At 62.8% G+C, this 21,565-nt stretch carries 11 protein-coding genes; 8 read left to right on the forward strand and 3 right to left on the reverse strand.

Annotated elements, in window-relative coordinates; translation table 11 throughout:
• Positions 1-139 precede the first annotated feature (139 nt).
• A complete protein-coding gene (locus tag BXU06_RS14090) occupies positions 140-466 on the reverse strand; it encodes a response regulator transcription factor (protein WP_077300956.1) in 327 nt (108 codons plus the stop codon).
• Between the two features lie 111 nt (positions 467-577).
• Here BXU06_RS14090 and BXU06_RS14095 point away from each other — a divergent pair, with 111 nt between their 5' ends.
• Both BXU06_RS14095 and BXU06_RS14100 read left to right on the forward strand, forming a co-directional pair.
• Entirely contained in the window at positions 578-1,882 is a 1,305-nt protein-coding gene (locus tag BXU06_RS14095; RefSeq protein ID WP_077302920.1) for an RNA-guided endonuclease TnpB family protein, read from the forward strand.
• Positions 1,883-1,993: 111 nt separating this feature from the next.
• Positions 1,994-4,618 carry a hybrid sensor histidine kinase/response regulator gene (locus tag BXU06_RS14100; RefSeq protein ID WP_077300959.1) on the forward strand — a complete coding sequence of 875 codons (2,625 nt, stop codon included), beginning with the start codon at positions 1,994-1,996 and terminating at the stop codon, positions 4,616-4,618.
• Positions 4,619-4,756: 138 nt separating this feature from the next.
• Here BXU06_RS14100 and BXU06_RS14105 read toward each other — a convergent pair whose 3' ends face one another.
• On the reverse strand, positions 4,757-9,979 hold the full coding sequence (locus tag BXU06_RS14105) for a pentapeptide repeat-containing protein (RefSeq protein WP_077300962.1): 5,223 nt from the start codon (positions 9,977-9,979) through the stop codon (positions 4,757-4,759).
• A gap of 94 nt (positions 9,980-10,073) precedes the next feature.
• Positions 10,074-10,421 (reverse strand): hypothetical protein, encoded by a 348-nt coding sequence (locus tag BXU06_RS17500; RefSeq protein ID WP_150125219.1) that lies wholly within the window; start codon positions 10,419-10,421, stop codon positions 10,074-10,076.
• A gap of 184 nt (positions 10,422-10,605) precedes the next feature.
• Between BXU06_RS17500 and gltB the strand changes: the two genes are divergently transcribed.
• The 6 genes from gltB to BXU06_RS14135 all read left to right on the forward strand — a co-directional run bounded on the left by gltB (position 10,606) and on the right by BXU06_RS14135 (position 21,545).
• Positions 10,606-15,045, forward strand: coding sequence for a glutamate synthase large subunit (gene gltB, locus BXU06_RS14110; protein WP_077300965.1), 4,440 nt, complete (start codon positions 10,606-10,608; stop codon positions 15,043-15,045).
• A gap of 94 nt (positions 15,046-15,139) precedes the next feature.
• Positions 15,140-16,549 carry an FAD-dependent oxidoreductase gene (locus tag BXU06_RS14115; protein WP_077300968.1) on the forward strand — a complete coding sequence of 470 codons (1,410 nt, stop codon included), beginning with the start codon at positions 15,140-15,142 and terminating at the stop codon, positions 16,547-16,549.
• Between the two features lie 156 nt (positions 16,550-16,705).
• Positions 16,706-17,914, forward strand: a complete 1,209-nt coding sequence (gene zigA, locus BXU06_RS14120) for a zinc metallochaperone GTPase ZigA (RefSeq protein ID WP_253189475.1) — start codon at positions 16,706-16,708, stop codon at positions 17,912-17,914.
• Positions 17,915-18,104: 190 nt separating this feature from the next.
• The gene (locus BXU06_RS14125; protein WP_077300974.1) at positions 18,105-18,704 is read left to right on the forward strand and encodes an FMN-dependent NADH-azoreductase; all 600 of its coding nucleotides are present in this window, start codon (positions 18,105-18,107) and stop codon (positions 18,702-18,704) included.
• Positions 18,705-18,803: 99 nt separating this feature from the next.
• Positions 18,804-19,415 (forward strand): GTP cyclohydrolase II, encoded by a 612-nt coding sequence (gene ribA / locus BXU06_RS14130; RefSeq protein ID WP_077300977.1) that lies wholly within the window; start codon positions 18,804-18,806, stop codon positions 19,413-19,415.
• 105 nt (positions 19,416-19,520) lie between these two features.
• Positions 19,521-21,545 (forward strand): UvrD-helicase domain-containing protein, encoded by a 2,025-nt coding sequence (locus BXU06_RS14135; RefSeq protein WP_077300980.1) that lies wholly within the window; start codon positions 19,521-19,523, stop codon positions 21,543-21,545.
• Positions 21,546-21,565 lie beyond the last annotated feature (20 nt).

Below are 21,565 nucleotides of genomic sequence, written 5' to 3' on the forward strand. Positions count from 1 at the left end.
CATCCTTGTGCAGACAGTGAACGGTGAGCCGGGCGTGCAGCCGGTCAGGCAAAGATACTTACTGGTAAGTAAGTTGTCAAACGTCAGCAGGTGCCGGGTGGTCAGCTCACCCATCCATCCCAAGCGCCATGACGATGCGCTACAGCCAGCCCTGTTCAATGGCAAACTTGGCCAACCCGGCAACAGAGTCGATTTCCAGCTTGCGCCGCACGCTCAGGCGATGGGTTTCGGCGGTGCGCACGCTGATGTCCAGCTGCAGGGCAATTGCCTTGTTCGACAAGCCCTGCGCCAGCAGGATCAGCACTTCGCGCTCGCGCTCGCTCAGGCAGGGGCCAGGCGTGCGGCGCGGGATGGGGGCCACCCCGGCGCTGTAGTAGCTGCCGCCAGCCGCCACGGCGTCAATGGCGGCGATGATTTCGTGCGAGCCGGCATCCTTGAGCACGTAACCGCGCGCGCCGGCGCACATGGCCCGGCTGACCCGGTGCGCGGCAAGCCCCGCCGTTCAGGGCGGGGAAGGATAGCGCGGACGGCGTAGCCGTCCTTGCCGTCGATGGGTGTGGACTGCAAAAATACCAGTATGCAACGCCTTCAAGCCTACAAATACGAATTGCGGCCAGACGGCCAGCAAGAGCGGCAAATGCGCCGCTTCGCTGGCTCGTGCCGGTTCGTCTTCAACAAGGCATTGGCCTTGCAAAAGGAGCGCTACGAGCAAGGCAAGAAGAAGCTCGGCTACGCAGGGCTGTGCAAGCTGCTCACCGAGTGGCGCAATGGATCTGAAACGTCGTGGCTGGCCGATGCGCCCGTTCATCCGCTGCAGCAGACGCTCAAGGATTTGGAACGGGCCTACACCAACTTCTTCGCCAGGCGGGCCGACTTCCCGCGTTTCAAGAAGAAGGGCCAGTCCGACAGCTTTCGCTATCCAGACCCGAAACAGATCAAGCTCGACCAGGCCAACAGCCGAATCTTCCTGCCCAAGCTCGGCTGGCTGCGCTACCGCAACAGCCGGGAAGTATTGGGGGTGGTGAAGAACGTGACCGTCAGCCTGTCGGCAGGCAAGTGCTTCGTGTCAATCCAGACCGAACGCGAGATTGAGCAGCCCATCCCGCAGGGTGGCGCAGTCGGCATCGACATGGGCATTGCACGGTTTGTCACGCTCTCGGATGGCGCGTTCTACGCGCCGCTCAACAGCTTCAAGCGGCATGAAACCGCCTTGCGCCGCGCGCAGCAGGCCATGAGCCGCAAGACCAAATTCAGCAGCAACTGGAAGAAGGCGAAAACCCGCGTCCAGCGCATCCATTCCCGCATCGGCAATGCCCGCCGCGACTTCCTGCACAAGGCCACGACCACGATCAGCCAAAACCACGCGATGGTGTGTCTTGAGGACTTGCAGGTGAGGAACATGTCCAGGTCGGCAGCAGGCACGGCAGATGCACCGGGAAGAAATGTTCGGGCCAAGTCCGGCCTGAACAAGTCCATCCTCGATCAAGGATGGGCCGAGTTCCGCCGCCAATTGGACTACAAACTGGCGTGGAACGGTGGACATCTCATCGCCGTGCCGGCGCAGAACACCAGCCGGACGTGTCCGTGCTGCGGCCATGTGTCGGCGGACAACCGCCAGACGCAGGCACGGTTTCAGTGTGTGGAATGCGGTTTCGAGGAAAACGCCGATCTGGTCGGCGCGATCAACATCCTGTCTCGCGGGATGCAATTATTGCGAGACGAAGGGCAGGACACGGCGGATGCTTCCGCCGGGCGGGAAACCGTAGCCCGGATCGCCTGTGAAGTGAGCGGTGCGGTCATGCCGCCAGCAGCAGGAACCCAGCGAAGCGACTCATGCCGGCTCGATGCCGGGATGAGCGCTGTAGGAATCCCCCGACTTTAGGCGGGGGAGGATGTCAAGCCATCCGGTTGGCTCCGCCCTGGCCTGTCCGGGCGGTGCGTCTCTGGCAGGTTACAGGCATAATGCCGGCTACTGTCTTTCACGGGTTTCCTGATGCCTGCTCTGCTGAGAGCCTGGCCCTGGCTGCTGGCACTTTGCCTGGCCTGGCCGGCTTATGCTGCCCACCCTCCTGAGTTACGCTGGCAACTGTGGGAAGACCCACTGGGCGGGCGCGACAGTATGGTGGCCTGGCAAAGCGAGCACTTCCGTCCCCTCAGCCCCAGCCGGCTTAACCCCGGTTTCAGCGCCTCGGTATTCTGGCTGCGCAGTCAGCTGCACAACCCCGCGCCCACTGCGCAACACTACTGGCTGGCGCTGGATAACCCGCGCCTGGAAGACGTGCAGCTTAGCGTGCGCCAGCGGGGCGACGATGGGCCGGGCATTGCCAGGGTGGCCGGCTGGCGCTACCCAATGAGCTGGCGTGAGGTCAGCGCCAATGTGGTGGTGTTTCCGGTGGAGATTCCCGCCGGGACCACCGTAGAGTTTATGCTGCGGGTGGAAAGCCGCAGCGCGGTGTCGCTGACCGGCGCGCTTTGGCATCCTTTGGAATTTCGTGAACAGGAAACCGAACACCAGCAACTGCAGGCACTGATGCTGGGCATGCTGTGCTCGGTGGCCATGTACGCGCTGATTCAGGGCCTGGTGCGCCACGACACGGTGTTTACCCTGTTTTCGCTGTGGCTGTTCAGCTTTGTGCTGCACACCATGGTGTTCATGGGTCATGGCTACCGCTATTTCTGGCCACAGGGCGGGCCGGAGGTGGTGCGGCTCACCGGCGTGATGGGGGCGATGACGGCCATGCTGTTCATGCTGCTGTCGATGTCCTTCCTGCACTTCAAGCAAACCCTGCCACAGTGGATGTACCGTCAGGCCTGGGCGCTGGCCGGCATCCTGCTGGCGCTGATCCTGTGGATGGGGCTGGGCGACTACCGGATGGCCTCCAGCGCGTTGTCGCTGGCCATGCTGCTGGGCAATGTGACCTGGCTGCTGCCGGTGGCACTGGCCTGCATCCGCCGGGTGCCCAATGCCCGGCTGTTTGGCCTGAGCGTTCTGGTGTTCTGGCTGGCCGGCATCCAGTGGCAACTGGTGCTGCTGGGCATGCTGCCGCCGCCGTCGATGCTGAACAGTGCCATGTTGTGGCTGTACAATATTTCGCTGGCCGTGACCTTGCTGATTGGGGTGACCAGCCGCTCGATGCAGCTGCAACGCGACCATGAACGCACCCAGCGCATCCTGCTGGAAATCCAGAGCCGTCAGCAAAGCCAGCTGGAGCGTGCCGTGGTGGACCGCACCCGTGAACTGCGCAATGCGCTGATTGCCGCCGAAGCCGCCAACCTGGCCAAGAACGACTTTCTAGCCCGCGTCAGCCACGACCTGCGCACCCCGCTCACCGCCATCATGGGCTACGCCGACATGATCCAGGCCGCTGGCCGCGCCGATGCGCCGCGTGGCGGCATCATCCGCCGCAGTGCCAACCACCTGCTGGCGCTGATTGACGACCTGATTGACTACGCGCGCGGTGCCTCGCAGGGCGACACCCTGCACCCCACCCCCATTTACCTGCACGCGCTGATTGACGCCGTGGCTGCCGAAGCCGAAACCCTGGCCAGCAAGCAAAGCAACCGCTTTATTGTCGATGTGCGCAACCTGCCCGGCATTGTCAGCGTTGATGCCAAGCGGCTGCAGCAAATCCTGCAAAACCTGCTGGCCAACGCGGCCAAATTCACCCATAACGGTGCCATCCGGCTGACCGTGCGCAGCAGCCAGCCCAAGCCGGGCTTTGTCAAAATCAAGTTCAACGTCAGCGACACCGGCCCCGGCATCGCCCTGGAAGACCAGGCGCGGATTTTTCAGCCGTTTGAACGCTTGCCCTCGGCGGGACGCTCACCCGGCCTGGGCCTGGGCCTGGCCATTGCCGCTCAGTGGGCCGAACGGATGAACGCCCGCATCACCGTGCGCAGCCGCCCCGGCCACGGCACCACCTTTGTGCTGTCGCTGACCGTGCCGCTGGCGCGCGAAGACGAACTGCCGTCACACCGGCTGGTGGACAATCACAATGTGCTGAGTCATCTGGATGGCCAGGGGCGCGCCCTGCTGATTGCCGAAGACAACGCCGATATTCGCGACATGCTCAGCGCCGAACTGGAAAGCCATGGGTTTCAGGTGGTCAGCTGCGCCGACGGCCAGCAGGCGATCGAGCATATCCTGCATCGCCGCCTGCCGCTGCCCGACCTGATTCTGACCGATCTGCAAATGCCACGCGCCGACGGCCTGGCCGTGCTGGCCAGCGCCCGCGAACACGCACCCTGGCTGCCGGTGCTCTTGCTGTCTGCCACCCCGCCAGGCGAAGACAGCGGCTTTGACGCCAGCCTGCTCAAGCCGGTCAGTATTGCCCAGCTGCTGCACACCCTGGGCCAGTTGCTGGGCCTGCACGCCAGCGACAGCGCCCGCCCGCCAGTGGCCGAATTGCACGCACCCTGCCCGCCAGCAGAATACCTGGTGGGCCTGGCCCCGCTGATTGATATGGGGGCCATTTCCGACCTGGCCGACTGGGCCGACCAGTTTGCCCACCAGCACCCGGACTGGCAGGCCTTTGCCGACCAGGTGCGCCAGTATGCCGACCATGCCGACCTGGGCCAGCTGCGCGCGCTGGTGCAGCGCTGCCAGCAGCGGGAGTGACACACATTCGGGGCCAAGGGGGCGACCTAAGGTAACGCTAAAAAATTGTCATTCCCGCGAAGGCGGGAATCCAGGGTTTTGATTTTGCCGGGTTTTACTTTTGGCAAACACGATTTTTCTGAATAAACCAGCGCGTCCTTAACCCATTTTCTCCCGATACGGCACCGGGCCAAACGCCTCCAGCGGCAAGCGCTCGGGCAGCAGGCCGGGGCGCGGCTGTTGGCAATACACATGCCGCCAAGCATCACCAACCACAGCAAGCACTTCTTGGGTTTCCGGGTTCCACATGGCGTAGCCGGCCTCGCCACCGGGGCTGGCTTCACACTGCGCCAACACCCGCAGACAGCGACCGCTGGGAATGTCCCATACGCGCAGCGTGCCATCGTCACTGCTGCTGGCCAGCCACAGTGCGCCATCGGCGGTATAGGCAAAATGGCAATGGAGAACCGGGCCATGATGGCCGCGCAGCACTGGGCCGGGCGCGCCATCCGGCATCTGCCATAGGCGTAGCGTGCCATCATCGCTGGCCGAGGCCAGCCACTGCAAACCATCAGTATCCAGGCCAGGAGCGAAGGTGCAGTGGTTAACTGCATCCTCATGACCGTGCAGTACCGGACCAGACTGGCCGCTTGGCGTTTGCCACAGGCGTACTGTGCTGTCCGCTCCGGCTGAGGCCAGCCACTGCACGCCAGCTGTGTCTACTGCGGGGGCAAAGGCACAGCACCGTACAGCACCATCATGGCCGCGCAGCACCCGGCTGGCGCGGCGATTGGGTAAGCGCCACAAGCGCACAGCGCCATCTGTACCCGCAGAAGCCAGCCAAAGTCGCCCTTCCTGATCTGCATCTGGCGCCCAGCTGCAGCTAAGTACTCGGCCTGTGTCTTGGTGACGAAGCGCCGAGCCGGGCTGGCCTTCGGGCAACTGCCACAGGCTCACCATGCCATCCATTCCTGTGGAAGCCAGCCACTGCACGCCATCGCCGTCTGCCTGTGGGGCGAATGCTGTGCTGAGTACCGCGCTATTATGCCCGCGCAATACCGGGCCGGCTTGGCCATCGGCCAGTTGCCAGAGCCGCACTGTGTGATCTGCACTGGCGGACGCCAGCCAGTGCTCGCCATCGCGGTCAGCGTGTGGCGAGAGTACGCCATCAAAAATAGGGGCTTGATGGTTACTGAGGGGTGAACTGGCCTCGCCACTGGCCAGATTCCACTGGCGAATGCAGTGGCCGCTTGCATCGCTGGCCACCATGTGCAGTGCGGCCCCGTCCGTTTGGGGGGCTGGCGCCAATACCCCAAACCGAGGCACGGTATGTGGTCGGTGATGTGTTCGCACAGTGGTGCCGTCAGGAAATTGCCACTTGCATAAAGTGTTGGACTGATCAAGGCCAATAACGCTGAATCCATCTGTGTCGGTGTTCGGGACGAATGTGCATTGCAGAATCAACTGGCGCCATTCTGGGCCGGGCAAGCCGGTGGGCAAGCACCAGGATCGTGTGACGCCAGATAGATAACTGGCGAGTACATGGCATGTTCCGTTGCTCCCTGTGGCAGGGCTGGCCGCAAGGTGAACAACGGGAATATGGCCAGTGTGCAAGACCCGCTCGACAGCTCCGTCTAGTGCTCGCCACAGCCGAACACTGCCATCGAAACTGGCGGACACCAGTCGCAGTACGCCATCTGCCGCCGGGGTGGGCATAAATACGCAACTCAAAACCATCTCAGTGTGGCCATGCAACACGGGTCCAGGCTGCCCGTCTGGCAGTTGCCACAGGCGTAGGGAGTGATCGGTGCCGGCGGAGGCCAGCCACCAGACACCGTCGGCATCGGGCTGTGGCGCAAATGCGCAGTGCTGGACGGGCCCGGTATGGCCGCGCAGCACCGGGCCGGGCGTGGCGTCAGGCATCCGCCATAGGCGGATTTCACCCTTGGCATCTGCCGAGGCCAGCCAAAATGTGCCATCCGCCAGTTGGGGGGAAAACGCACAATGCCGAATATGCGTCTGATGGCTGGTCAAAACCGGGCCAGCCTCGCCCGCAGGCAGTCGCCAGAGGCGGAGGTCTCCATCTCGATCGCCGGAGGCCAGCCAGGAGACGCCCTCGGTGTCGGGCGCGTCAGCAAAAGCACAGGTCGTGATGTTGGCGCGGTGGCCAAGCAAACGCGGGCCGATTTCTCCACTGCGCCAATCGGTCAGCTGCAAGACATGGCGTGCCGGCATGGTGAGCCAACCGCGCCCCAGCGGGTCAAGCGTTGGAGCAAGGGCCAGCGTTTTTTGGGGCAAAAAGAAATTGTTGTCTTCTAGCCACATCCATTCGACCGTATGTTGCGCTTTGGCTTGCGGCACCAGCAATGGCCACTCCAGCGCCAGCGGTGTATCTGCCTGCCAGGGCGCGCCGGCAGGCTGGCAATTCAGCCATTGTGGCCGATAGCCGCTGGCGTCGCGCCAGTGGGTGTGGCTCAGGGTGCAGTAGCGAAACACCGTGGCGGTGAGCTCGGCCTGAGAAAAATCCGCGCCGGAGGCGTCGATGTATTGCCAAACCGCGTTTGTTAGCGTGGCGCGCGGCAAGTGGGCGCCGGCCAGCTGTACATGCCGCCATTCGCTTTGTGTTAAATCCGCATCGGCAAAGTGAGCGCCTTCCAGCCGCAGCGGGCGCTCGGCGCTGCCGACAAACACCCATTCGCGCAGCTTGGCGTGACTAAAGTCGGCGTTGCGCAGCTCCGGGGTGGGCCAGCCCTGGCGATGGGCGCGCAGGGTGTAGGCCAGTAGCAGCTCGCTGCGCTGCGGAGTGGCGTGCAGCGCCCAGCGGCTTAGCTGCGCCAGCATGGCGCTGCGCTCGGCGGTGTTGGCTTCGGCCAGCAGCTGGCCAAAAAAATCCAGGGTTTCCTGGCTGGGCAGCGGCAGCGCCCAGGCATCGGCGCGGTCATCCAGCGCGGCGTCGCGCAGATGGCAGGCCAGAAAAAACTCCAGCAGCGAGGTGTGGGCAAAGCGAAAAGCGCTGCGCTGGGTGGTTTCGTCGTCGTCGCGGGCCAAAAAAGTGGCGGTGCGCAGGTCTTCTTCCAGTTGCTCGGGGAGCAGGCGCTGGTAGCGACCGCGCAGGGCCGGCTCGCTGTCCAGCCAGGCATGCAGCCAGTCGTGCAGCTCGCCAGCCGGCAGGGCGGGCTTGCCGCTTCGCCATAGGTGGGCGGCCAGTTGGCTGGCCAGGCGCAGCTTGTGTTCGGGGCTGAGCTGGTGTTTGCCGCTGTCGCGCGCCAGCCATTTTTCCACCATGTGCCGGTACAGGGTGACGCCATACACCGGCTGGCCGCTGGTGCGCAGGCGCTCGATGTCTGGAATGTGCTCGGCCAGCAGCCGCAAGGTGTAGGGGCGCTGGCTAAGCTCGGTCAGGTTATGCACCGCGCCCAGCATGGCCAGCAGGACGTCGCTGTCCATCTCGGGCAGGGCGTGGCTTAAATAGCTGCGCACCTGCTGTTCGTTCCAGGGTAGCAGCAGCATGGCCTGGTAGCGGTCGGCGCGCTGCTCGCCGCGCTCTTGCTGGGTAAAGTGGCTTTGCTGCGCTTGCAGGGTGGGGAAATACTGGGTGCGGCAGCTGATCAGCATTTTCAGGCGCAGCGGGCGCTGCGCTAGCTTGGCGCGCGCCTCGGCGTCGGCCAGCAGTTTCAGCAGCTGGTTGGTGAAGGTTTGGCCATCGTGCGCGCTGAGCTTCACCAGCACTTCGTCCAGGCCGTCAAACACCAGCAGTGCGCCCTGGGCAATCCAGCGGTGAATGTCTTCCAGGCTGTAGTCATTGCCGCCCTGGGTGTCCTGCCAGCCGCGCTGCATGCAATCGCGCAGGGTGTCTTCCAGGCTGGGCACCCGCTCGCGCAGGCCGGTCACGTGGCGCAGGTCAAAATACAGCGGAATCGGCAAGCTGGGGTCGTCGCGGCGGGCGGCGTCCAGCTCGCGCGCCAGCAGCTGGCAGGTGATGGTTTTGCCCATGCCGTATTCGCCCAGCAGGGCAAACAGGCGCGGGGCATCCGGGTTGTGCAGCCACTGACGCAAATAGGGCAGCACTTCTTCGCCTGCGGCGGCGGTGCGGTGATTGTCGGGGAGCAAGGTGTCCAGGGTGGTGGCGCGGCCAGTGGCCGAGGTGCTCAGTTGCTGGCGGGCAATCCCGTTCAGGTCGCCCATCCCCATTTCGCCCGCGCAGGGCGGCTGGCATACGGCGCTGGGAGGCTGTGCTGGCACGGGCTGGCGCGGCGGGTCGGGCGGCGGTGCCAGCGGGGCGGCGCTGAGCAGGGCTTTCACCACGGTCATGGCGTTGCGCGCAGCAGTGCGCTGGTCGTCGTCCTTGCTGGGGGTGTTTTTATGGCCGTCGGCCCAATCGCAGATGCCTTTGACCACCAGCCAATCCACCTTGTCCGGGCCGCAGGCGGCTTCTAAGCCCGCGCCTTCCATTTCGCCGCCAATGCATTCCGGCTCGGCGTGGCGGATATGGCGCAAAAAGGCCGCGTTATCCACCAGTTTGTCGCCACAGGCCATCGGGCCAATGATCACGTGTGGCCAGAGCGAGCTTTCGCGCTGATCGTGATGCAGCGCCTCCAGCCGTTTGAGCAGCTTGGGGCTGGCGGAAGGGCGGGGGCCGCGATGGGTGAGGCTGTCATCTGCATTGATGCGGGCGTTTTCGTAGTCAAACAGATAGCTCGACACCAGCACATCGCCAATTTTCTGCTTGCTTTTGTCCAGGCCAAAGGCAATGCCAACGGCAATCACCGCACAAGGTTGAAATCGATTTAACGCCCATTGGCAGCTGTGCTGTGCCGCTTTGCGCCCTTGCGGGCTGCGCAGGTGCAGCAGTTCATGGCCATGCAGCACGCCCAGCCGGGCAAATGGGTATTCCCCAGACACATCTGTGTCGCTGTGCTCGGGAAAGGCCTTCTGCACGGCGTCGGTTTCGTGTGGGTTAAAGGTGATCAGCAGCACCGGTTGGCCTAGCGGCTGGCCGCGCTGAGTAGTCAGCTGTTGCGCGCTGGGAATGCCGTTCAGGTCGCCTGTATAGGGCGCGCCGGGGCCGTCGGCTTCGCCTTCGCACCACACCTGGCGACGCTCGCCGGCTTTTTTGTCGGCGGTGGTGCACAGCTGAATGGGGATGCCGGCGGCCTTGGCGGCGTCGTTCAGCTTATCCAGAAAGCGCTTGAGCATGGTGTTGGCGCTGTTCACGCTGCCAGCGGCGGGCGACAAGGCTTCGCGCAGCGCGTGGTAGTTGGCGTGGCCGTCTTCCTCCATGTGGGCAAGCAGTATTTTGACCCCGGTTTGTTGCGCCGGGCTGAGCGTGCGCGCCAGTTTGGTCAGGGATTTTTCGGCTAAGTAGCGGTTGAGAGTGGGCATGTGAATGGCTCCTGATTTCTGTGGTTAAGTGGTGAGCATCATGCCATGGGTAGGTTTTGGATTGCAAGTGCAGACTTTGTTGTTTAAGTTGTAATTAAGTTGTTTCTGGATGTGTTTTTATTGTTTTCATAAAAATTACAATAAAAATCATTTGTTTATTGATTTTTGTATCTTGTGGTTTTTTTTTGGGGCATGGGCTATGCGTGTCATCCATCGTGTAGCTTAAGGTGGGTCTTGGCGGATTTTCGCCGCCACAGCCACAATCCGCCATCCCTTGTCTGTCGTCGCCCTTGTGCGCAAGGGTGATGCTTGCACTATCTGATAGTCGAATCTTGTGCAGCCAGTTTTGCGGCGGCTTTGTATAAAATTTGCCTACACCCGCCCGCTGTGCGCAACGCCGCAGTGGGCAGTTTGTGACGGTTTGCGTCGCGTTGACGAACAAATTTGCCGCGTTTTTGTACGATCCTGTCCCCTCTGCGCACGACCCATGCCAATGGTCTGTTTAAAATATTGTGTAAGTGCATGATTCTGCTTTAATAATGCGACGCACAAATTCCATTTGCCCGAGGGGGGGTGAAGTCTTACAATCGAAACATTTTCTTTATCAGTTCTGTAGGCAACGAAGCATGGAAAGACAGCAGTGGTTGCAGGGCACGCTCTACCGCCCAGACTTTGAACAGGACAGCTGCGGCTTTGGTCTGATCGCCCACATGGACGACAAACCGAGCCACTGGCTGGTTAAAACCGCAATCAGCTCCCTGGCGCAGCTGACCCATCGTGGGGCCGTGGCCGCCGATGGCAAGTCAGGGGACGGTTGCGGCCTGTTGTTCCGCAAGCCAGATGGCTTTCTGCGCGAAGTGGCGGCTGAGGCCGGCATCGCCCTGAAGTCGGTATATGCGGCGGGCCTGGTATTTTCCAATCCTCAGGATGGCGAACGCAGCTCGCTGGTGCGCCTGACTGAAGCGCTGACCGCCCAGGGGCTGGAAGTGGCGGGCTACCGCGAGGTGCCGACCGATGTGTCGGCCTGCGGCGAGTACGCGCTGAAAACCCTGCCGGCCATCCGCCAGGTGTTCGTCAACTGTCCGTTCGGCATGGACGAGCTGCGTTTCCAGCGCGGCCTGTACATGGGCCGGCGCATGGCAGAAAAAGCCAACGCCGACGATCCGTTCTTCTACATTCCCACGCTGTCGCCGTTTACCCTGTCGTACAAGGGTCTGGTGACGCCGGATAATCTGCCGGTGTTCTTCAGGGACCTGCAGGACGAACGCTTCGAATCCAGCCTGGCGGTGTTCCATCAGCGCTTCTCCACCAACACCTGGCCGCAATGGAAGCTGGCGCAGCCGTTCCGTTTTGTGGCGCACAACGGTGAAATCAACACCGTACAGGGCAACCGCAACTGGTCGCGCGCGCGCGAACAGATCATGCAGTCCGAACTGCTGGACATGGACGCCGTGCGGCCAATCGTGCAGACCAATGGCTCGGATTCGATGAGCCTGGACAATATGCTCGAAGGCCTGCTGATGGGCGGCATTCCGCTGTTCCGCGCGCTGCGTATGCTGGTGCCGCCGGCCTGGCAGAATGTGGACAGCACCGACAAGGACCTGCGCGCCTTCTACGAATACAACTCGATGCACATGGAGCCGTGGGACGGCCCCGCCGGCATCGTGCTGACCGATGGCCGCTACGCCGGCTGCCTGCTGGACCGCAACGGCCTGCGCCCGGCGCGCTATGTGGTCACCAAAGACCGCATCCTGACCATTTCGTCAGAAGTGGGCGTGTGGGACTACAAGCCGGAAGACGTGGTGAAAAAGGGCCGGGTCAAGCCGGGCCAGATTGTCGCGGTTGACCTGCACAACGGCGAACTGCTGCTGCCGGAAGCGATTGACGAAATCCTCAAGACGGCGCAGCCGTATCGCCAGTGGATTCGCCATAACGCCCGCCATCTGGAAATCTCGCTGGAAGAAGATTCCACCATGCCCAGCATGGCCAAGGACGAGTTTTCCCGTCAGCAAAAGCTGTTTGGCCTGAGCTTTGAAGAGCGCGACCAGATTCTGCGCGTGCTGGCCGAAGATGCCCAGGAAGCCGTGGGTTCGATGGGTGACGACACGCCGATGGCCGTGCTGTCGCAGCAGGTGCGTTCGCCGTTTGACTACCTGCGCCAGCAGTTTGCCCAGGTGACCAACCCGCCGATCGATCCGATCCGCGAAGCGGTGGTGATGTCGCTGAACACCTGCTTTGGCCCGGAACGCAGCATGTTCCAGGAATCGGCTGAACACGCCAAGCGCCTGGAAGTGCGTTCGCCGCTGCTGTCCTACGAAAAATTCACCTTTGTGGTGTCGCAGGCCGAATCGCAGTTCAAGGCCGCCCGCTTTGACCTGAACTACGACCCGGCCAGCCTGAGCCTGGAAGCCGCGCTGCGCAAGCTGACCAGCGAAGTGATTGCCGCCGTGCGCGAAGGCACGGTGATTGTGGTGCTGTCCGACCGCGCCATTGCCGCTGACCGTCTGCCGATTCATGCGCTGTTTGCCACCGGCGCGGTGCATCACGCGCTGATCGACGCCGGTCTGCGCTGCCAGGCCAATCTGGTGATTGAAACCGGCGCGGCACGCGACCCGCACCAGATTGCCTGTCTGGTGGGCTATGGTGCCACGGCGGTGTATCCGTACCTGGCTTACCAGGCCATTCTGGACATGATCGCCACCGGCGGCATCCAGGCCGACCCGGTGGATGCACTGCGCAACTACCGCAAGGGCATCAACAAGGGCCTGCTCAAGGTGCTGTCGAAGATGGGGATTTCCACCATCGCCAGCTATCGCGGTGCCCAGCTGTTTGAAATTGTCGGCATGCACGACGAAGTGGTTAATCTGTGCCTGCGCGGCACCGTGTCGCGCGTGTCTGGTGCGCACTTCTCCGACTTTGAAACCGACCAGAAAAAACTGGCCCGTCTGGCATTCAACCCGATGCGCCCGATTGCCCAGGGCGGCCTGCTCAAGTACGTCCACGGCGAGGAATACCACGCCTATAACCCGGACGTGGTGATGATGCTGCAAAAGGCGGTGCAGAACAGCGATTACGATGCCTACCAGACCTACGCCGATCTGGTGAACACCCGTCCGGTGGCGATGTTCCGCGATCTGCTCAAGCTCAAGACCGACCAGTCCATCCCGCTGGACGAAGTCGAGCCGGTGGAAGCCATTCTCAAGCGCTTTGACTCGGCGGGCATGTCGCTGGGCGCGCTGTCGCCAGAAGCCCACGAAGCGCTGGCCGAGGCAATGAACCGCCTGGGTGGACGCTCCAACTCGGGTGAGGGTGGCGAAGATCCGGCCCGCTACGGCACGATCAAGATGTCCAAGATCAAGCAGGTGGCGTCGGGCCGCTTTGGCGTGACCCCGCATTACCTGGTCAACGCCGAAGTGCTGCAGATCAAGGTGGCTCAGGGTGCCAAGCCGGGCGAAGGCGGTCAGTTGCCGGGCGACAAGGTGAGCCCGCTGATTGCCAAGCTGCGCTGTTCCAAACCGGGCATCAGCCTGATTTCGCCGCCGCCGCATCACGACATCTACTCGATTGAAGATCTGGCCCAGCTGATTTTTGACCTGAAACAGGTCAACCCGACTGCGCTGGTGTCGGTCAAGCTGGTGGCCGGTCCGGGCGTGGGCACCATTGCCGCCGGCGTGGCCAAGGCCTACGCCGACCTGATCACCATCTCCGGTTACGATGGTGGTACCGGTGCTTCGCCGCTGACCTCGGTCAAGTACGCCGGCACGCCGTGGGAGCTTGGCCTGACCGAAGCTCAGCAGGTGCTGCGTGCCAACGGCCTGCGCGGTCGCGTGCGCATGCAGACCGACGGCGGCCTGAAAACCGGCCTGGACGTGGTCAAGGCCGCCATCCTCGGTGCCGAAAGCTTTGGCTTTGGCACCGGCCCGATGGTGGCGCTGGGTTGCAAGTTCCTGCGTATCTGCCACCTGAACAACTGCGCCACCGGCGTGGCCACCCAGGAAATCAAGCTGCGCCAGAAGCACTTCATCGGCCTGCCGGAAATGGTGATGAACTACTTCACCTTCATCGCCCGCGAAACCCGCGAGTGGATGGCCAAGCTGGGCGTGCGCAGCATGGAAGAGCTGATTGGCCGTCTGGACCTGCTCAACCTGGAAGGCGCCAGCACCGACAAGCAAAAGGGTCTGAACCTGAACGCGCTGCTCAGCCAGGGCACGATTCCGGCTGACCAGCCGCGTTTCTGCACCACCACCGGCAACCCGAGCTTTGACAAGGGCGAGCTGGCGGAACAGATGGTGATCGACGCCGAACCGGCGCTGTCGGCCACTCAGGCGCAGCTGCTGGAATACCCGATCCGCAACATCAACCGGTCGATCGGTGCGCGCCTGTCGGGTGAAATTGCCCGCCGCCACGGTGCCGCCGGCCTGCCGGATGGCATGCTGAAGGTGAAATTCCACGGTTCTGCCGGGCAGAGCTTTGGTGTGTGGAACGCCAAGGGTCTGGCGCTGGAGCTGGAAGGCGACGCCAACGACTACGTGGGCAAGGGCATGGCTGGCGGTTCGCTGGTGATTTACCCGCCGAAGAACTCGTCGTTTGCCAGCAACGAAGCCATCATCGTCGGCAACACCTGCCTGTACGGTGCCACCGGTGGCGAGCTGTACGCTGCTGGCCTGGCTGGCGAGCGCTTTGGCGTGCGCAATTCCGGCGCGCTGGCGGTGATTGAAGGCGCAGGCGACCATTGCTGCGAATACATGACCGGCGGTTGCGTGATCGTGCTGGGTGAAACCGGCTACAACTTCGGCGCGGGCATGACCGGCGGCTTTGGCTTTGTGTTTGACCGCGAAGAAAAGTTTGCCTACCGCTACAACAACGAGCTGATCGACATCAACCTCATCAACGGCGAAGCCATGGGCCAGTACCGTGCCTTCCTGCTGGACAAGCTGGCACGTCATGCCGAGCTGACCGGCAGCGCCCTGGCCGCCGACATGGTGAAGAACTTTGACGATTACGTGGATTACTTCTGGCTGGTCAAGCCGAAGGCTGCCAAGCTCGACAGTCTGCTGAAGGATTGATCGCACTGGGTGGCGGCGCGCCGCCACCCAGGTGACAAGGACGCACTAAGCGTGCTGCCTGCCGTGGGCAACGGCAGCACTTGCGAGGAACATCATGGGTGACGTATTCCAGTTTATGAATTTGCAGCGCAACCCCGGCGACAAGATCGCCGCCGAGGTGCGCAAGCAAAAGTTTTTTGAAATCTACGAACCGCTGAAAACCGCCGAAGCCGGCGAGCAGGCCGGGCGTTGCCTGGGCTGCGGCAACCCCTACTGCGAATGGGAATGCCCGGTACACAACTACATCCCCAACTGGCTGAAGCTGGTGAAGGAAGGCAAGCTGTTCGAAGCCGCCGAGTTGTCGCACAAAACCAATAGCCTGCCGGAAATCTGTGGCCGCGTCTGCCCGCAGGATCGTCTGTGCGAAGGCTCATGCACGCTCAACCAGGGCGGCTTTGGCGCGGTCACCATCGGCTCGGTGGAAAAATACATCACCGACGAGGCCTACAAGGCCGGCTGGCGTCCGGACATGAGCCAGGTGGTATGGACCGACAAGAAAGTGGCCATCATCGGTGCCGGCCCGGCGGGCCTGGGCTGTGCCGACGTACTGGCGCGCAACGGCGTCAAGCCGGTGGTATTTGACCGCTACGAAGAAATCGGCGGCCTGCTGACCTTTGGCATCCCCGAGTTCAAGCTGGAAAAATCGGTGGTGCAGCGCCGCCGCGAGCTGATGGAAGGCATGGGCGTCGAGTTCCGCCTGAACACCGAAGTGGGCCGCGACATCACCATTGGCCAGCTGCTGGGCGAATACGACGCCGTGTTCATGGGCATGGGCGCTTACCAGTACATGAAGGGTGGCTTCCCTGGCGAAGACCTGCCGGGCGTGGCCGAAGCGTTGCCGTTCCTGATCAACAATGTGCGCAACAGCATGGGCACCCTGGGCGATGCGCCGTTTGACAGCGTGGCCGGCCAGCGCGTGGTGGTGCTGGGCGGTGGCGACACCGCCATGGACTGCAACCGCACCTCGATCCGCCAGGGCGCGGCGCGCGTGGTGTGCGCCTACCGCCGTGACGAAGCCAATATGCCGGGCTCCAAGCGTGAAGTGACCAATGCCAAGGAAGAAGGCGTTGAGTTTCTGTGGAACCGTCAGCCGGTGGAAATCGTCCAGCACAATGGCGCGCTGGGGGTGAAACTGGTCACCACCCAGCTGGGCGAGCCGGATGCCAAGGGCCGCCGTGCGCCGGAAGTGGTGCCGGGTTCGGAAGAAATCATCGAATGCGACCGCGTGATCGTGGCCTTTGGTTTCCAGGTCAAGCCGGAAAACTGGTTTGAAGCCGCCGGGATCAAGACCGACGGGCGTGGCCGTACCGTGGCCCCGCTGAGCCAGGCGTTCAAGCATCAGACCAGCAACCCGAAGATCTTTGCCGGCGGCGACCAGGTGCGCGGCGCTGATCTGGTGGTGCGTGCGGTGTACGAAGGTCGTCAGGCTGCAGAAGGCATGCTGGGTTACCTGGGTATCTGGTAAGCCGAACACGCTGTGCTGTGTGACAAAAAGCCCGCCTTGGCGGGCTTTTTGTTGTCTGAGCGGGAGGTGCCGGGTTGGGCCAACCCCCGTCATCCTGCTTGCCCCACGGGCCAATTTGCGCTGTAATGTTACATTATTACATTTATGGGCGTCGCCATGGCCTTGCTTCCTGTGACCGTGCTGTCCGGTTTTTTAGGCGCGGGTAAAACCACCCTGCTCAATCATGTGCTGAACAACCTGGATGGCCTGCGGGTGGCCGTTATTGTCAACGACATGGCCGAGGTGAATATCGACGCCGGGCTGATCCGGGCGGGCAGCCAGCTGCACCACACCCCGGCACGCATGGTGGAACTGAGCAATGGCTGTATCTGCTGCACCCTGCGTGAAGACTTGCTGGTGGAAATCAGTCAGATGGCCCGCGCCGGCTGTTTTGATTATCTGCTGATTGAATCCACCGGCATTGGCGAGCCCTTGCCGGTGGCCGAAACGTTTACGTTCCGCGATGAACACGGCCACAGCCTGTCCGACCTGGCCCGGCTGGATACCCTGGTGACCGTGGTGGATGCAGCGGCGTTTCTGGCCGACTATCAATCCAGCGATTCGCTGGCAGAGCGCGGCTCGGTGGCAGGTGAGGAGGATAACCGCGCGCTGGTGGAATTGCTGATCGAGCAGGTGGAATTCTGCAATGTGATTGTACTGAACAAGATTGACCGGGTCAGCCCAGCCGACCGGCTGATCGTGCGGGCCATCCTGCAGCGGCTGAACCCCGAGGCGCAACTGATTGAAGCCGAGTTTGGCCGTGTGCCGCTGGATCGGCTGCTGAACACCGGCTTGTTCGATTTTGCCCGCGCTGCCGAAGCACCGGGCTGGCTGGCCGAGCTGCGCGGGGCGCATGTGCCGGAAACCGACGCTTTTGGTATTGGCAGCTTTGTCTGGCGCGCGCGCCGGCCCATGCATGCGCAACGCTTCTGGCAGTTGATCCACCAGCCCTGGCAGGGGGTGTTGCGCTCCAAGGGCTGGTTCTGGCTGGCCAGCCAGCATGATATTGCTGGCAACTGGTCGCAGGCCGGGGGGGCGTGCCGGCATGGCCCCGCCGGCCTGTGGGGTGCTGCCGTGGCCGAAGAGGACTGGCCCGCTGACCCCGACTGGCTGGCCGAGGTGCGCGAGGTGTGGGAAGCCCCATGGGGCGACCGGCGTCAGGAACTGGTGCTGATTGGCATTGACATGGATGAGCCCGCGCTGTGCGCTCAGCTGAACGCCTGTTTGCTGGACGATGCCGAGCTGGCCGCCGGGCCTGCACAGTGGGCCACGTGGGAAAATCCATTTGGCGACTGGCTGGCGGACGAAGGTAGCCAGGAAACGTAATCGCACGCTAAACCGTCGGACGCATCGGTGGGCGTGTGCGGAAAGACATTTGTTCGGATAAATTGAACAAAACCGACAGAACATTCCGATTTTTTTTCTGGGGCAGGGCTCGTATCCTGTGTCTATCAGCTTTGCCACAGTGTGCCGGCGCATCGGGTGCCGCGCTGTGGCATCTACAGGAGAATTGACCATGACCACCTTGCTGCAAGTGAATGCCAGCCTGTCGCCCCTGGGCCAGTCCGATCAGCTTGCCGACCGTTTTGTTGCCGCCTGGCGCGCCAGCCATCCGGATGCCCAGGTGAGCGTGCGCGACCTGTCGGCCCAGCCGCTGGCGCATTTGTCGGCAGACGAAGTGGGCGCATTCTTTACCCCGGCAGACGCCCGTAGTGCCGAACAACAGGCGCTGGTGGCCGTTTCGGATGCGCTGGTGGCCGAGTTGCGCGCTGCCGATGTACTGGTTTTGGGTGTGCCGATGTACAATTTCGGCATCCCGTCCACGCTGAAAGCGTACTTTGACCGGCTGGCCCGCGCCGGGGTAACGTTCAAATACACCGAAACCGGCCCGGTTGGCCTGCTGACGGGCAAAAAAGCCTATGTGCTGGCCGCCCGTGGCGGGATGTATCAGGGCACGCCCAAGGATAGCCAGACGGCCTACCTGAAAGATTTTCTGTCGTTTATCGGCATCGAAGACGTAACATTTGTCTACGCCGAAGGTCTGAACATGGGCGAGGCTGGCCGCGATGCCGCGCTGGCTGCCGCCCACCAGCAGATTGCCCAACTGACTGCCTGATTTGCCTGCCTGAGCAGGGTCGCCCGGTGCGCCCTTGCCGGCGGGACAGGCTTCTTTTCCTGCCCGCAAGGGCGTTTTTGTTGTACGACGACCGCTGCCATGTCTATTTCTGCTGTTGCTGCCGAGCTGCCGGTATTTGCCGGCCCGGCCCGTCTGCCCACCCGCTGGGGTGAGTTCCGTTTGTATGCCGTCAGCGAGCCGCACTCCGGCAAGGAGCACGCCATGCTGGTGATGGGCGACGCCTTGGACCAGGGCGAGCCGGTCTTGCTGCGCGTGCATTCCGAGTGCCTGACCGGCGATGCCTTCCACAGCCGGCGCTGCGATTGTGGTGATCAGCTGGAGCGGGCCATGGCCATGCTGGCCGAAGCCGGGCGTGGGGTGATTCTGTATCTGCGCCAGGAAGGGCGCGGCATTGGCCTGCTGGAAAAGGTCAAGGCCTACATCCTGCAAGAGTCTGGCCTGGACACCCTGGACGCCAATCTGGCGCTGGGGCATCAGGGCGACGCCCGCCAGTACGCCATTTGCCAGCCCATGCTGGATTTTCTGGGGGTGAAGGCAGTGCGGGTGCTGACCAACAACCCGGACAAGCTCGACGCGCTGTCGCCGTGGGTGAATGTGGTGGGGCGCGTGCCATTCTGGGGCGAACAGATGGCCGACAATGCCGCCTACCTGGCCACCAAGCAGGCACGCATGGGGCACTTGCCGGGGTGAGGTGGGCGTCTCGCGCTGGCCACGGCCAGCTGGCATGTGCGCAGCGCAACATCCGCCCCTGCCGCCCTCTGCTAAAATTGGCCGATTGTCCCACGAGCGTCTGCCATGTCCCTGCACCAACTCAATCCGCCACAAATGGCGGCCATTCACTATCTGGACGGCCCGCTGCTGGTGCTGGCTGGCGCGGGCAGCGGCAAAACCCGGGTGATCACCCAGAAAATTGCCTATCTGATCCAGAAAGCCGACTTTCCGGCCCGGCATATTGCCGCCATTACCTTTACCAACAAGGCGGCGCGCGAGATGCTGGAGCGGGTGGGCAAGCTGCTCAAGCCGGGCGAAGGGCGCGGGCTGACCGTGTCCACCTTTCATTCACTGGGCATGCATCTGCTGCGGCAAGAGGCGCGTGAGCTGGGCTATAAGCCACAGTTTTCCATTCTGGACGCCGCTGATGCCGGCAAGATTGTTTCGGATATTGTCGCCAGCACCGACAAGCAGGAAATCCGCCGGGTGCAAAACGCCATTTCGCGCTGGAAAAACGCGCTGATCAACCCGGCCAGCGCGCTGGCGCAGGCCGACAACGAGCTGGATCTGGCTGCTGCGCGGGTGTATCTGTCTTATCAGGAAACCCTGTTTGCCTACCAGGCGATGGACTTTGACGACCTGATCCGCTTGCCGGTGGAGCTGCTGCGCGACAAGCCTGCGGTGCTGGAGCGCTGGCAGAACAAGCTGCGTTATCTGCTGATCGACGAATACCAGGACACCAACACCTGCCAGTACCAGCTGGTGAAACTGCTGACCGGCGCGCGCGGCATGTTCACCGCCGTGGGTGATGATGACCAGTCGATCTACGCCTGGCGCGGGGCGAATATGGAAAACCTGGCGCTGCTGCAGCAGGATTTCCCCCGGCTCAAGCTGATCAAGCTGGAGCAGAATTACCGCTCGACGCTGCGCATCCTGCGGGCGGCCAACAGCGTGATTGCCAATAATCCCAAACTGTTCGAGAAAAAACTGTGGAGCGAGCTTGGCCACGGCGACCCGCTGACCGTGGTGCAGTGCAAGGACGAGGAAGGCGAAGCCGAAACCGTCACCGCTCGGCTGCTGGCGCACAAGTTTGAGCACCGCACGCTGTTTTCCGATTACGCCGTGCTGTATCGCGGCAACCATCAGGCGCGCATCATCGAGCAGGCGTTTCGCAACCAGAAAATCCCCTATTTGATCTCGGGCGGCCAGTCGTTTTTCGACAAGGCCGAGATCAAGGACATCCTGTCCTGGCTGCGCCTGCTGGTGAACGAAGACGACGACCCGGCCTTTATCCGCGCCATCACCACGCCCAAGCGTGGGGTGGGGGCGGTGACGCTGGAAAAACTGGGGGCTTACGCGGGCGAGCGCAAGATTTCGCTGTTTGCCGCCACCCAGGAAGAAGGCCTGCGCCACCGCATGGCCGAGACGCAGCGTGCGCCGCTGGAGGCGTTTGCCCAGTTCATCCTGCGCTACCAGCACCGCGCCAGCCGCGAGGCAGCCGGACCGCTGATTGTCGAGCTGGTGGCCGGCATGGGCTACGAGGCCTGGCTGTTCGACAGCGAAGAGCCGCGCCCGGCGGAAAGCAAGTGGAAGAACGTGCAGGAGCTGATGCGATGGCTGGGCGAAAAAGGCGAGCGCGACGGCAAAAGCCTGATCGAACTGACCCAGACTATTGCGCTGATCACCATGCTGGAGGGGCGCGAAGAAGGCGAGGTGGACGCGGTGCGGCTCTCCACCCTGCACGCGTCCAAGGGGCTGGAATATGGCCATGTGTTCCTGATTGGCTGCGAGGAAGGCATCCTGCCGCATCAGGAATCGATCGACAACGAGCAGATCGAGGAAGAGCGCCGGCTGATGTATGTCGGCATCACCCGCGCCCAGCGCAGCCTGACCATCAGCCACTGCCACAAGCGCAAGCGCGCTGGCGAATGGCTGTTTGTCGAGCCGTCACGGTTTATCAGCGAACTGGTGCAGGAAGACGTGCGCTACATCGGCAAACCGGGCGCGGCGGCCACCACCAACCGCGAAGCCGGCCAGGCGCGGTTGAACGCGCTGAAAGCCGCCATGGCGCGCAGCAAGCAGGAGCGGCAAAACGGCGACGCCGGCTGACGCCGCACCGGCCTTAACGC

The sequence above is a fragment of the Aquaspirillum sp. LM1 genome (genome assembly GCF_002002905.1).
In the GTDB taxonomy this organism is placed as follows: Bacteria; Pseudomonadota; Gammaproteobacteria; order Burkholderiales; family Aquaspirillaceae; genus Rivihabitans.